Raw genomic sequence first — 13,175 nt, 5'->3', positions numbered from 1 at the left:
TCCCACCCACGCGGAGACAGGCTTCTCAATGAGCGACATCATCAACGGACTTGGCCGTACGAGCGCCTACGGCGCCCTCGGTCTGGTGCTGCTGATCCTCGGCATCGTCCTCGTGGACGTGCTGACGCCCGGGAAGCTCCCGAAGCAGATCTGGGAGGAGCGCAACCGCAACGCGGCCCTCCTGCTCAGCTCGGCGCTCCTGGGCATCGGCGGCATCGTCTTCACCTCGATCTGGACGACCTACGACGACTTCGGCAAGGGCCTGCTGTCCACCGCCGCCTTCGGCGTCCTGGGCCTGGTCCTGATGGCCGTGGCCTTCCTGGTGCTGGACCTGGTGACCCCGGGCAAGCTCGGCGCCATCGTCGTCGACCCGGAGCCGCACCCGGCCGTGTGGGTCACCGCCTCCTGCAACCTGGCGGTCGCCGCCATCGTGGCCGCCTCCATCGCCTGACCGGCGCCGCGACGGAGTACGACGAGAGCGCCGCTCCCGGTGGGGAGCGGCGCTCTCGTCGTACTCCGTGCCGCGACTACTGCCGGTACCCGCTCAGGAAGCGGCCGATCCGGCTGATCGCCGCGTCCAGGTCGTCGGCGTACGGCAGGGTCAGGATCCGGAAGTGGTCGGGACGGGGCCAGTTGAAGCCCGTGCCCTGGACGACCTGGATCTTCTCCCGCAGCAGCAGGTCGAGCACGAACCGCTCGTCGTCGTGGATCGGGTGCACCTTGGGGTCGATGCGCGGGAACGCGTACAGCGCGCCCTTCGGCTTCACGCAGGACACGCCGGGGATCTCGTTCAGCTTCTCCCAGGCGCGGTCACGCTGTTCGAGGAGCCGCCCGCCCGGGGCGGTCAGCTCGTGGATGGACTGGCGGCCGCCGAGCGCGGCCTGGATGGCGTACTGGGCCGGGGCGTTGGCGCACAGCCGCATGGAGGCGAGCATGGTGAGCCCCTCCAGATAGCTGCGCGCGTGCTGCTTCGGGCCGGACACCACCAGCCAGCCGGAGCGGAAGCCCGCCACGCGGTGGGTCTTCGACAGTCCGCAGAAGGTGAGGACGACCAGGTCGGGGGCGAGGGCGGCGGCGTGGTGGTGGACCGCGTCGTCGTAGAGGATCTGGTCGTAGATCTCGTCCGCGAAGACCATCAGCCGGTGGCGGCGGGCGAGTTCGAGGATGCCCTCCAGGACTTCCCTCGGGTAGACGGCGCCCGTGGGGTTGTTGGGGTTGATGACGACCACGGCCTTGGTGCGGTCCGTGATCTTGGAGGCCATGTCGTCGAGGTCCGGGTACCAGTCGGCGGACTCGTCGCAGACGTAGTGCACGGCCTTGCCGCCGGCCAGGGTGGTGACGGCCGTCCAGAGCGGGAAGTCCGGGGCAGGGATGAGGACCTCGTCCCCGTCCTCCAGGAGCGCCTGGACGGCCATGGAGACCAGCTCGGACACGCCGTTGCCGAGGAAGACGTCGTCCACCGTCACGTCGGTCAGGCCGACGGCCTGGTAGCGCTGGACCACGGCCCGGCGGGCGGAGAGCACGCCGCGCGAGTCGGTGTAGCCGTGGGCCTTGGGGAGCATCCGGATCATGTCCTGGACGATCTCCTCCGGCGCCTCGAAGCCGAAGGCGGCCGGGTTGCCGGTGTTGAGGCGCAGCACGCTGTGGCCCGCCTCCTCGAGCGCGTTGGCGTGCTCGATCACCGGGCCCCGGATCTCGTAGCAGACCTCGCTGAGCTTGCTCGACTGCCGGAACTCCATGCCGTGCCCTCCCTGTTCCCGCTGTTCCCGTACTCCGGACTTCCTGCTTGGTTTTACCAAGTGACAGCTTGGAAAGTCCAACATGTTGTCTAGACTGCGCTGCATGTCACCTCGTCAGCCACGCCGTCGAAGCTACGACCAGTACTGCGCCTCGGCCCGCGCCCTGGACGCGGTCGGGGACCGCTGGACCCTGCTGATCGTCCGGGAGCTGCTGGCCGGCCCCCGCCGGTACACCGACCTCCACGCCGACCTGCCCGGAGTCTCCACGGACGTACTGGCCGGCCGGCTCAAGGACATGGAGGCGCAGGGCCTGGCGACCCGCCGCAAGCTCCCGCCGCCGGCGGCCGCGACCGTGTACGAGCTGACCGCGCGGGGCGCCGGACTGCTGCCCGTGCTCACGGCACTCGCCGAATGGGGCGCCCCCGACCTCGCCGAACGCCGCCCCACCGACGCGCTGCGCGCGCACTGGTACGCCCTGCCCCTGCTGCGCCGCCTCCCGGCCACCGAGGGCCCCGCCGTCGTCGACGTGGCCCTGGACGAGGGGGTGTTCCACCTCCGCCTCGGCGGCGAGGGCCCGGCGTACGGGGACGGCCCGTCCGGCGCGCCGGACGCCCGCCTCGTGCTCGACGCCGACACCTGCCGGGAGCTCGGCGACGGCAGGCTCGACGTGGCCCGGGCCCTCAGCGCGGGCCGCCTGGAAGTACTCGGCGAGGGCCCGGTGGCGGCCGCCCTGCGCGGAGCCTGACACGGTCTGCAACACGCTTTACGTGTTGCAGAAGGCTTCGGGTCGGGTATTTCCCCTGTATGGGCGGGGTGTTGAGGGCTGAGCCGTACTCCCTGCATGTTCACCCACCGGCGCTGCACCGTCGCAGCCGTGATCAGCTGAACCAGCCTTGACCTCAACCGCACTAGAGGTCCTAGCTTAGCGATCATGGAGACCGTAAGCACCCCGCAGAACGGCACCACCCCGCTCGGCCAGCGGCCCATCGCCCTGGTCGCCTGGAGCGCCACCGAGGCGATCCTGCGGCACTCGCAGGCCGCCCTGGCGCGCATCGACATGACCCAGCCCCACTGGTGGGCGCTCAACAACATAGTTCGGGCCGAGCACGGCCTCACCAGGGAGGAGATCCGCGCCGTGGCCGTGCCCTACGGCATGGGCGCCCAGGTGATGGTCCACGCCTCCGACGCCCTCGTCCACCGGGGCTGGCTCGGCATCGGCACGGACGGCCGGCTGACCCTCACGGAGCAGGGTCGCCAGGGCCTGGCGACGGCGAAGGAACACATGGACCGGGTACGCGCGGAGCTCCTCGGCGACATCACGGAGGAGGAGTACGCGACCGCGGTCTCCGTGCTCCAGCGCGTCACCGACAACCTCGTCCAGGGGGTGTTGTGAAGGTGCCCGTCCCTCAACCAGCGCTTTCGACCCGGAGCCCGTGACCTGGCCTGGCTGCGGCCCGACGCGGCCCGCCAGCTCGCCGAGCACTCACCGCCGCCGGCTCCGGCCATCCCTGGACCGGTGCGAAGTTCTCGTCGGCGTGGGGCACCCGCGACGTCCTCGACACGGCCCGGCCTCGTCGCGGAGATCAGCGCCGACACCTCCGTCGACCGGGGCGGTGTCCACCGGCATCCGATCCGTACGTGCGCCTTCGTCTGGACGCGGCCGTGGAGGACGTGCCCCGGTTCGGCGGGGCCCGCCGCAGCCGCGGGATAGTTCCGCCCGCCGGTGCTGGGGTGGGCACCTGCGCGGAGGGGGAGAGGCAGGTGCCCACGGGTGACGACCGGGGGCCGCTCACCGCACCGGCCGCCGGTTCCAGCGTAAATTCACCAGGCGCAAGACACCGGCGCAAGAGATCCGCCGGGACTGACCACGAGGTGCGCGGGTGTTCCTCAGCCGGTCGGTTGCAGCGACTCCGGCACCGCAGGGGCGTGTACACACGCGCTGCCGGCCGAGGTGGTGGGGATGCGCATGCGGCGTAGCAGGTCCCGTGTGGTGCGCCCGGTCAGGGTGCTGCGCCAGGTGATGGGCCGGTCCCCGCCCCGTCTCCCGCCCCCTTCCGCCGTGTTGGGGACGTCCTTCTTGCTTTGTGGGTTCACCCCAGTCTAATCTCGTCACTATGACGATAATCGCTCAGCGGCCCCCGCTCCCTGCGGGCATTGACTCCAGGGGCCTCGATCCGCCGCCGCGCGCACGGCCGTGACGTCGCGCACGAGCCCGGTGCCATGCCGGTGCGCGCACCAGCCGCCCGGCGGCCGTCTGCCGCCGGACCACCGGCAGAGATCGACACAAGGCGGTCCCCATTTCAACGCTGCGGCACCCCGGCGCCTGATCCCTGATGCGCGATCCCTGCTCTCCGATCCACCGCTCGTGCACTTCAAACCCTCGAAGACTCCGGCGCTCGTGGCGCCGCGTGCCGATGCGAAGAAGTGCGTCGATCGAAGTGAACTCGGATGGCGCAACCCCTCTCCTTCCGGAGAAATCCACCAGCTGGGAGCGTTTCGTGCGCCACGCCAGTCCCCCTCCGCCCTCCGCCGCGCTGCACCCTGTTCTCCTCCATGGCCACGGTGGAATCGACAATGACCTCAGGATGGAAAAGTGAGCATGTTCGGAATGCCGGTAAATCCCTTCGACCTCTCCGAAGAAACGCTGAGCCGAATATCCGTCGATGACTCGTGGGCCCCGACCGAGTCGGAGATCCCACACGTCGATGCCAGGGTGATTCGCCATTTCCTCACTCCGGCTGAAGTGGAGGTATTTGCGGCCGAACTCGCTGCCCAGCGTTTTGTGCCGGTGGGTCTAGACGGCATTGCCGCCAACTACGCGGAGGGAGATCCGGTCGGCTCTCTCCGTGCCACGGCTGACTCCGAAGTCTTGGCGGCAGAGTTCTACCGCAGGCTGCGGACGTTTCTGTCGTTTGAAGTAGGACCGGACGATCCGACGGATTCAGGCGGAAGGTCCTGGAAGCCGGCGGCCGTCAATCCGCGTATGCGCTTCATTACGTACGAACAGGGTGGATTGCTTGTCCCGCACTACGATTCGCCCTATTTCGCCCCCGATGGAACGCGAACTCACCTGACGGTCGTCGTCTATCTGTCGTATGAGGCAGTGGGCGGAGAAACGCGGTTCATCGCCGACAAGCAGAACGGCCTTCCCTTTGCGCAACGCGACTTCTCGGACTGGCCGCGGCTCGCAGAGCCTGAGGAAATATTGAGTGCCCACCGCCCCGAACCGGGCGATGCGCTCCTCTTCTGGCACCGGACGCTTCACGACTCGGCCCCGCTTCTTGAGGGTACGAAAACAATTCTCAGAACCGACGTGCTCTACGAGCCCATAGATGTGCCTTGAGCAACAGCACGGCAACCGTCGCACAGGAGGGCCCACGTGGTACGCGCCCGGGCTATTCACAGTAAATCGGATCTCTTGTCATTTTTTGGGCGAGGCTCGGTCGGTTGGGCCTGGTGGGGGCCGGCGGACGCCGGGCCGTTCCGGTGGCCGCGGACCGCGGTCGAGAGCGTCGAGGCGGAGGCGATCCGCGCTGCGCTGCGGGGACCGTGCTCAGGTTCTATTGATACAGGCATCAAAGGTGTCATGATGACATCGTGAGTGTCGATGAGCGTACGAAGTACGAATCCCCGTCGGGGTCTCTGCTGTACGACGTGATCCGCAGCCTCTGGCCGCTGCACCGCACGGTCGTTCGTGCCGTGGAGCGGGAGCTGATGGGCACGGGAATGACACCCGGTCAGCATGCGGTGATGGACGAACTGCGCAGGGGCGGCCCCCGAACGGTTCCTCAGCTGGCCCGCCTGCTGCGCCTGGACCGGCAGCCGGTCCAGCGTCTGGTGAACGAAGCGACATCCCTGGGGCTGGCCGAGAGCACGCCGAACCCGGAGCACCGGCGCTCGCGCCTGATCCGGCTCACCCCGAAAGGGGAAGCCACTATCAGGGGCATCCAGGAAGCCGAGGAAACCGAACTGCGGCGTCGGCTGTCCGATCTGACCGCCCATGACGTCACGACGGCTTTGCACGTACTCCGCCGCCTCGGTGAGGAGTTCAAGGACCTTGCACAGGATGCCCCGCCACCCCCCACCGACCGAGGAGGCGACCCGCGATGACGCATGCGCGGACATACGCGGTCACGGCCGCCACCGTACCCGTCGAGGCGGGCGAGCTCTTTTGCCAGTCGGCCGGCGAAGGACCCCCCGTTGTACTGCTCCACGGCGGATTGCTCGACCTGAACATGTGGAACGAGCAGTTCTCGTGGCTCGCGGGCCTTGGGTACCGCGTCATCCGCTATGACGCCCGCGGCCACGGGCGTTCCTCCACCGTGGCTGGGGACTACGCCAACCATGACGATCTGCACGCGCTGCTCACCCACCTCGATGTCCCGCGCGCCACGCTCGTAGGACTTTCCCTCGGGGCGCGGACCGCCGTCGATACGGCGATAGCTCATCCGGAGTCCGTGTCCGCACTGGTCCTCGCCTCGCCCGGGGTGAGCGGCCGGCCCTTCGCCGACCCGTACGTCACGCACCACACCGCACAGCAGATGTCTGCGATGGGCGACCCGGAGGAGGGAGCGGAGCGGTTCGTGGAGCACTTTCTCCGGATGTGGGTGGACGGGCCGTACCGTGAACCGTCCCAGGTCAGCCGCGAACTGCGCGAGCGGATGCATGCGTCGGCGTCCGCCAACGTCGCGCGGCACGCCCGCGGGCTCGGGGCGGGGATACCGAGAGAAATCGGTGCAGCGGACCGGCTGGCCGCCATCGGCGTGCCCACCCTGGTTCTCGACGGAGAACTCGACAGCAGTGACATCTCGTCAAACGCTCAGGCCATCGCCCAAGCGGTTCCCGATGCCAGGCGCCAACGGTTCGCCTCGGTAGCACACATGGTCAACCTCGAGAGCACGGCACTCTTCAACCTTGCGGTCAAATCCTTCCTCGCGTCCACGACCGACCGTAGCTGAGCACACGTTCACCAGTACGCGCGTGAGCACGTTCAGGGCTCTGGCAAGATTTTCGTAGCTGGAGATCATCTCGCGTTAACGTTTCCTGCAAACTGACGCAGCTGAATCACAGCGACCACCAGCAATACAGCCTCAGGCGGCTCGCCTGAGCACGATGTGCAAGGCTGGCCAGGGCTTCCAGAGCAGCGGCCGCGGTCTCGGCATCGATCTGGCTCTGCTGCAGTTCGTCGGTCACGGACCATGACTCGGCGAAGCGCACGAGGTCATCTGGTGTCGCAGTGACAAGTGCCTTGATCAGAGAGTCCGACAGACTGAACACGAACGGGCCATCGGCTTCCGGCGATGACAACAGCTGCCCGGATCGCGGGCGCTGGCTGGCTTCCTCATAACTGCAGCCTGTCGCGATTGCTTCCAGCTGGGCGATGACGACCACTGGGTCGATGCCTTTGAGGGGAACCACGTCGAGCGCGGCCTGGGACGGTCCACCGGGCATCGCAACCACGGCGGCGGCAGTGTCGTCGTCAGTGGCGGCGAAATAGTCACACAGAGTCATGACGCCGATTCTGGCATCCAAGGCTGACAGCCCCCGACGTGGTGTCCGGGCGGGCGTAAGGACCAGAGCGCGAGGTCAAATTTCAGGGACCATCGACAATCTCGCGGTGGTGGTCGGCCGGTCCGCGCAGCGGCGGCGCAGGTGGGCGATCAGGACAACGCGGTGGCGGAGGAGTGGGACGCCGGCGCGGCCTGCCATCAGGCGTTTCTGGAGTTTGACGTCGGTGATGCGGCCTTCGTTGACGCCGGAGTTGTAAGGGGTGGTGATGCCCTGGGCGACGGCGTGCCGGTCTTCATGCAGGGCTCCGGCGAGGCCGGCAAGTGGGGCCAGTCCGCTGTTCGCGAGGTCGTTTAGCCAGCCTGGCAGGGGTGCGGCGTCCCGGTTGTCGAGCATGGTGGCGAACCGGCGGACCAGGTCGTGGGTGTGCCTGAGCTCTGGACAGTGGTCAAGGAGGCGGGGCAGGCGGTCGTTGATGTGCAGGCTGCGGCGGTCCGGGTGGGTGGTGATCCAGCGGGCGGCTTCGCGCGGGGAGGGTGCTCGCTCGCGCGGCTCGTCGAGGGGCAGGCCCCGTCGTAGGGGTGCGACGGCCATTTTCACGCGCTGGTAGTGGCCGAGGTAGCCCTTGGTCTGGAGTTCCTCGTGGAGGATCTTCGCACTGTGTTCGCCCTCGTCCCAGCGTTGTTGCAGGTAGTCAAGGTAGGGGTCCAGGGCGGAGGGCTTGCGGGGCGGGCGGCGCATCACTTCCTGCCAGGTCCGGGCCCGGGCGTACTTGGCGATGGTGCGGCGGTCCAGGCCGAGCTCCCGCGCTATGGAGCTGTGGCTCCGGCTGGTGCGGGTCAGGGCGTGCACGACCTCGAACAGTCGGCGGGCATGCTGCCCGGCGCGGGTGTTGGCTGCGGTGTTCTCGGTGGTCTCCTCGGCCAGTGCGGGATCGGTCTCGCTGACCGGGGGCAGTGCTGCGGGCAGGCAGCCGCGGTGGGTGGAGGCGATGTCCTGGACGCGGCGGGAGAGGCCCTGCCAGAGGTGAAAGCGGTCACTGACCTGCACGGTATCCGGGGCGCCGGTGGTGATGCCCTGCCGGTAGATGAGGGATCCGTCGCGGCAGGCGATCTCGACACCGGGGCGCTCGCGGAGCCACCGGCTGAGCTGTTCTGCGTCGCGTCCTTCCCAGAGAGTGAGCGGGAGCCTGGTGGTGGCGTCAACCAGGAGGGTGCCGTAGATGTTGCCGTAGAGCGCGAAGTCATCCACCCCCAGCACTCTCGGTGTGACCAGTGGTGGAAGCGGCATCCGCATCAGCTGGGACAGGACGGTGCACCGCGAGAGCGTGATGTTCAGGATCCGCAGCATCCGGGCACCGCCCCGGCCGGCCAGCACCACCCCGACGGCCTCCACCAAGCCTTGCAGGAGCGGGGTACGCCGCTGGTAACGCACGGTCAGGCCCGGCACCTGTTCGGCGAAGGTCACCTTCGGACAGGACGGATTTTCGCAGTACAGACGGCGTACGGACAAGTCGATGCGCAACGGCCGGCCGCCGAGAGCGACATCGGCGAGGCGCCGTACATAGCGGCTGTGGCACCACTCACTGGAGCGACCGCATCCCGTACATCCCGTTGGAACCCCCGACTTCGTGCGGGCCCGGACCGCCACGACAGCATCGGAGACATCGACCGACACAACCAGCACATTGGCCAACTGCGGTAACAGCTTTGCCAGTTCAACAGACCACAGCCACAGGCTGCCCGCTATGCGGCCCGGTCGACCGTGTCACCGAAGTGATCTCCGGCTACGAAAATCTTGCCAGAGCCACGTTCAGGGGTACGCCGACAAGGCGGTCGGGAGCTACGACGACATTGCGCAGGCCACGTCGGGGCCTGTTGGCCGCTCGGCGACGCGTTCCAACAGCAGCTATGACAGGCCGTGGTCGAAAACTGTGCCGGCTCGCCCACCGCCTGACCCGGCGTCAGCAGTGCGGGCCGCCACCCCCTGCCGGGTGACGGCTGCCCCGCTGCAGAAACTCAAGGAGGTCGCCGGGGCCGAGGGCGCGGCCGAGGATCTCATCGTCACAGCGCACGCGCCCGCCCACCCTGCTCGTCGGGCGGGTAGACGATCATACGCACGCCAGGCCTGGGGCTCATTCGCCCGGCACGGTGTCGGGACGGCTGGCCGGGCAGGCCTGTCCGCCCTGCCGCAAGCGCCCGCCGTGCGAGGTCGGTGGTAGCGGGCTTGCAGCGGCTGCGGGTGTCCCAGCAGCTGCCGCGTGCACCCGCGTAGCCGGCCGGCCGCCCTCGACCGGCCGCGGATCGGCTGCGCGAGCGGAGAAGGCCTCGGGAGTACGCCGACCCCAGCGTCCCTCCGGCTCCGCTGGTGACCGGAAGCCGGAGGGACAGCCAAGCTGCTACAGGCCGGCGTTGGGGTTGACGCCACCGGTGCACACGGCACCGCGCTCGCCGAACTGCGCGGGGGAGGCGGTGTTGCTGCTGGAACCGCCGGGGCGGATCGTGCCGTCCAGGTAGAACCACTTCCTGTTGGCGTTGTAGTGGTAGACCACGGCGTTGACCGGCAGGTTGTTCACGTACGAGAAGATGGCCCGACGGCGAGGTCATCGCCCTCAACCGGGACACCAGCCTGCTGAACGAAGCCGGGCACCCCGGCGTGCAGATCTGGCAGGCCGACGTCCACACGTCCACGGACGACAACCTCCCCAAACAGGCTTCGACCTCATCCATGCCCGCCTGCCCCTCTGCCACCTTCCGCAGCGCGGAAGTCCTCCCTCGCCTGGTGTCCTGGCTCGCCCCCGGCGGCCACCTCATCGTCAGCGACGTCACACTGCCGTGAGGAGAGCGCACCGCGGCGCCGGGCAAACGGCGGAGTCCGCAGAGCCGGATGTGCGTTCCGCTCAGCGGAACGCACAGGGAGCGGAGGCGGGGCGGGCGGGTACCGTCCAGGGCGTCCGCGGGGGAGAGACCGCCGGCGGACGGATTACGGGGGACCCCACATGCTCGGCAAGCGCACCGCACGACTCGTCACCGCCGCCGCACTGGGCCTGGGCAGCCTGGCCGCCTTCGCGGGCACCGCCCACGGCGAGCCGATCGGCCACGGGAAGATCGAGCTGCTGGAGCTGAGCCCGTCGCGGGTGTGGAACGATCCCGGCATGTATTTGGCTACCGATAGGTCACCTCGGTCTTGTGACTGCTGCTGGTCAATGATCTTTGCTGGCCGGTGCACCAAAATCCTCACGGCCCGGCCCCGGGCAACCGGTCGGCTCCAGGCGCCGCCGCCCCGCCGCCATCTACGACGTCGGGCGAGTTCTGAATACCGGCAAACCGTACTTCCACCCCAGCCACCACAAGCAGGGAACCAAGCCGAGACGCGTCACGGGTTAAACGGCAAGCTAAAGCGTGTTGCACGCTTTAGGCCAGACCCAGCGCGAACACCGCGAAGCCCGCCGCCAGCAGGCCCGCCACGGTACGGCGTACCGCCGGGGCCCGGCGGGCCCGGGCCGGGGCGGCCTCGAACCGGCGGGCGTAGCGGGCGATGGCGGCCAGCAGCACCGCGAAGACCGGCATCCACGCCGCCCGCGCCGCGATCCAGCCGAGGGTGTCGGGCGCGGTCGTCAGCCCGGCCACCCCGCCCGCGGACGCACCGGGGACGGCCGCCGCCAGCATCGCGGTCTGGTGCCAGCACAGGATGGTCATCGCGGACAGGTTGACCACCACCACCGGGGCCCACAGCGCCGGCCGGGCCAGCAGCCCCGCCAGCCGGTCCCGCAGCAGGATCGCCGCCCCCGACTGCGCCGAGGCCAGCGCCAGCACCAGCAGCGACGGCGGATGCGAGTTGGTCCGGGCCTCGCCGGGCACCCCGACCATCGACGCCGGGTAGTGGAAGACGAGCAGCAGCACCGCGAACAGCGCCGCCCCGCCCGCCAGCAGCAGCCACGCTCCACGCCGCCCGATCCGCCGCCCGCCCCACGCCACGCCCAGCTGGTACGCGAACAGCCAGCCCGGCAGCACGTTCAGCACGGACAGCCAGGACGGCACCGAGCCGGAAAGCGGCCCGTACCGCAGGAAGTCCACCACCGCGACCGACCCGAGCAGCGGAGCCGCCGCCCACCCGCCCAGCCGCTCCGCCGCCCGCACGCAGTACGGGGTCAGGGCCGTCACCACCGCGTACACCCCGACGAACCACAGGGGTTGCACCACCAGCGTGGCCCCCGTCCGCAAGGTGGCCTCCGGCACGCCCGCCGCGTACAGCACGGGCGCGGCCAGCGCCCACACCGCCGTCACCCCGAGCACCGGCCGCCCCAGCCGGACCATCCGCCCCTTCAGCCACGCCCCGGTCGAGCCGGTGCTGCGGCGGAAGGAGAGCGCCGAGGCGTAACCGCCGACCAGGAAGAAGATGCCGAGCATCTGGAGCACCCAGCTCGCCGGAGCGAGCGCGCCGAAGGCAGACAGCGGGCTCGCGTTGTGCAGACCGCCCTCCGCGTCGAGGGTGAAACCGCCGAGCAGCCAGTGGCCCGTGGGCACCGCCAGCAGGGCCAGCGCCCGCAGGCCGTCCACGGCCCGGTCCCGGTGGGCGGGGGTCTGCCGGTCGATCCGGTCCGCCGTGCCCCGCAGCAGTGTCAGCGCGCTCATCGGGCCTCCCCCTTCGCGATCGCGGCGAACGCCGCCAGGGAGCGGGTGCCGGGCACGAAGTAGCCGGTGTGGCCCCGGACGTCGTCGGCGGGGACCCGGCGCGCGCCGAAGGCGGGGGAGGACGGGTCGGCGCCGTGGCCGAGCCCCGCGAACTCGACGTTCGGCACGTCCGCGATCCAGTCGGAGGGCCCGCGGGCCGCCCATACGCGGGCCCGGGTGCCCAGGCCGGCGGCGGTGTCCGCGCGCATGCCGGGGGAGCCGAGGGCCACGACGTCGGCGGCGTCCGTGTGACGGGCCGCCAGCCCGCAGACCACCGAGCCGTAGCTGTGGCAGAACAGCACCGGGTCGGGCGCCCCGACCGCGTCCAGCCCGGCGGTGAACCGGGCCAGCCGGACCGCCCCCGCCCCGGCCAGCCGCCCGGTCGCCGCGTCCAGGCCCACCCCCACCGGGGTGGTGTAGCCCGTCCACGCGATGACGGCGGTCCCGTCGCCGGCTGCCGCCCGCAGCGCGCGGGCCATCCCGGCCGGCCCGGTGTGCGGGGCGCGTGCGGTGTCGTGCGTGGCGGCGTCGTTGTCGGACCCCGGTACGACCACCGAAACGTGCGCCGCGCGCTCCAGGTCCCCGAACACCTCGGCGACCTGCCCCCGTCCGCGCGGGTCGAAGGCCAGGATCTGCCGGCCGGGTCCGGCGAGGGAGGCGTACCGGGCCTCGCCCGTGGCGAGGACGGACAGCCGGTTGGCCTCGTACCGCAGGGGGAGGGGTGCCCCGTCCAGATTGCCGACCACGAGCGGGTGGGCCCGCACCAGCTGGCGGCGGGCGTCCGCGTCCAGGGCGGCGAAGAACCGGGCCACCTCGTGCGGGGAGGCCGTCTCCGGATCGGGCAGTGGCCGCCCGCCCACCGAGCCGGCCCGCCAGGCGGTGCTCCCGGGCGGCGGCCCGGTGACGGCCGGCCGGCTGTCACCGGCGGCCCATCCGGCGGTCCCCGCGACGACGGCCACCGCCAGCGCTGCCGCGACGACCGTCCTACCGAAGCGGCGCATGGCCCTTCCCCTCTCCTCGATCCGGGCCCGTGGCGGGTCCGTGACGAGGAGGAAGGTAGGAAGGAGGTGTCCGGCCGCACGTCGGACCGGGGAGCCAAGCCGGATGTCATACCCCAGTAGGGGGTGGAGGAGAACCGCCGCCGTCACCCGCCGCGGATCCCGGCCGGTGGGACCTCGTCGACGGGGTCGACGGCCTTCTGATCCAGAACGTGACTGGACCGATCGGCCGGTGTGCCCGGACGTCGTGGGCCAGG

Annotated in this window: 13 protein-coding genes; 7 read left to right on the top strand and 6 right to left on the bottom strand. The window is 70.2% G+C overall.

Annotated elements, in window-relative coordinates; translation table 11 throughout:
- Positions 1–28: 28 nt before the first annotated feature.
- Positions 29–451, top strand: coding sequence for a DUF350 domain-containing protein (locus ACZ518_RS07525; protein ID WP_411103949.1), 423 nt, complete (start codon positions 29–31; stop codon positions 449–451).
- Positions 452–527: 76 nt separating this feature from the next.
- On the opposite strand, the gene ACZ518_RS07520 is transcribed toward ACZ518_RS07525, so the two are convergent.
- Positions 528–1,739 carry a pyridoxal phosphate-dependent aminotransferase gene (locus ACZ518_RS07520; protein WP_469112064.1) on the bottom strand — a complete coding sequence of 404 codons (1,212 nt, stop codon included), beginning with the start codon at positions 1,737–1,739 and terminating at the stop codon, positions 528–530.
- Positions 1,740–1,842: 103 nt separating this feature from the next.
- Between ACZ518_RS07520 and ACZ518_RS07515 the strand changes: the two genes are divergently transcribed.
- From ACZ518_RS07515 to ACZ518_RS07495, 5 genes are all read left to right on the top strand, one after another.
- On the top strand, positions 1,843–2,484 hold the full coding sequence (locus ACZ518_RS07515) for a winged helix-turn-helix transcriptional regulator (protein ID WP_469112063.1): 642 nt from the start codon (positions 1,843–1,845) through the stop codon (positions 2,482–2,484).
- 186 nt (positions 2,485–2,670) lie between these two features.
- Complete coding sequence (locus tag ACZ518_RS07510) at positions 2,671–3,132, top strand: MarR family winged helix-turn-helix transcriptional regulator (protein ID WP_469112062.1); 462 nt, start codon at positions 2,671–2,673, stop codon at positions 3,130–3,132.
- Positions 3,133–4,338: 1,206 nt separating this feature from the next.
- Positions 4,339–5,082 (top strand): 2OG-Fe(II) oxygenase, encoded by a 744-nt coding sequence (locus ACZ518_RS07505; protein ID WP_469112343.1) that lies wholly within the window; start codon positions 4,339–4,341, stop codon positions 5,080–5,082.
- A 254-nt stretch (positions 5,083–5,336) separates the two neighbouring features.
- Positions 5,337–5,849, top strand: coding sequence for a MarR family winged helix-turn-helix transcriptional regulator (locus tag ACZ518_RS07500; RefSeq protein ID WP_469112061.1), 513 nt, complete (start codon positions 5,337–5,339; stop codon positions 5,847–5,849).
- Positions 5,846–6,697, top strand: a complete 852-nt coding sequence (locus ACZ518_RS07495; RefSeq protein ID WP_469112060.1) for an alpha/beta fold hydrolase — start codon at positions 5,846–5,848, stop codon at positions 6,695–6,697. The genes ACZ518_RS07500 and ACZ518_RS07495 overlap by 4 nt, the downstream gene beginning before the upstream one ends.
- 106 nt (positions 6,698–6,803) lie before the next feature.
- Here the strand turns inward: ACZ518_RS07495 and ACZ518_RS07490 are convergent, their stop codons facing one another.
- From ACZ518_RS07490 to ACZ518_RS07480, 3 genes are all read right to left on the bottom strand, one after another.
- Positions 6,804–7,250: a hypothetical protein gene (locus ACZ518_RS07490; RefSeq protein WP_469112059.1), complete on the bottom strand. Its 447-nt coding sequence runs from the start codon at positions 7,248–7,250 to the stop codon at positions 6,804–6,806.
- A 75-nt stretch (positions 7,251–7,325) separates the two neighbouring features.
- Complete coding sequence (locus tag ACZ518_RS07485) at positions 7,326–8,924, bottom strand: ISL3 family transposase (RefSeq protein WP_469112058.1); 1,599 nt, start codon at positions 8,922–8,924, stop codon at positions 7,326–7,328.
- A gap of 721 nt (positions 8,925–9,645) precedes the next feature.
- Entirely contained in the window at positions 9,646–9,822 is a 177-nt protein-coding gene (locus tag ACZ518_RS07480; protein WP_469112057.1) for a hypothetical protein, read from the bottom strand.
- Between the two features lie 80 nt (positions 9,823–9,902).
- Between ACZ518_RS07480 and ACZ518_RS07475 the strand changes: the two genes are divergently transcribed.
- The gene (locus ACZ518_RS07475) at positions 9,903–10,085 is read left to right on the top strand and encodes a hypothetical protein (protein ID WP_469112056.1); all 183 of its coding nucleotides are present in this window, start codon (positions 9,903–9,905) and stop codon (positions 10,083–10,085) included.
- A 575-nt stretch (positions 10,086–10,660) separates the two neighbouring features.
- On the opposite strand, the gene ACZ518_RS07470 is transcribed toward ACZ518_RS07475, so the two are convergent.
- On the bottom strand, positions 10,661–11,881 hold the full coding sequence (locus ACZ518_RS07470) for an acyltransferase family protein (RefSeq protein ID WP_469112055.1): 1,221 nt from the start codon (positions 11,879–11,881) through the stop codon (positions 10,661–10,663).
- Positions 11,878–12,921 carry an alpha/beta hydrolase gene (locus ACZ518_RS07465; protein ID WP_469112054.1) on the bottom strand — a complete coding sequence of 348 codons (1,044 nt, stop codon included), beginning with the start codon at positions 12,919–12,921 and terminating at the stop codon, positions 11,878–11,880. Before ACZ518_RS07465 ends, ACZ518_RS07470 begins: the two co-directional genes overlap by 4 nt.
- Positions 12,922–13,175: the final 254 nt, after the last annotated feature.

This window comes from Streptomyces sp. NPDC033966 (assembly GCF_055575955.1).
This window is presented reverse-complemented; position numbering and strand designations above follow the sequence as displayed.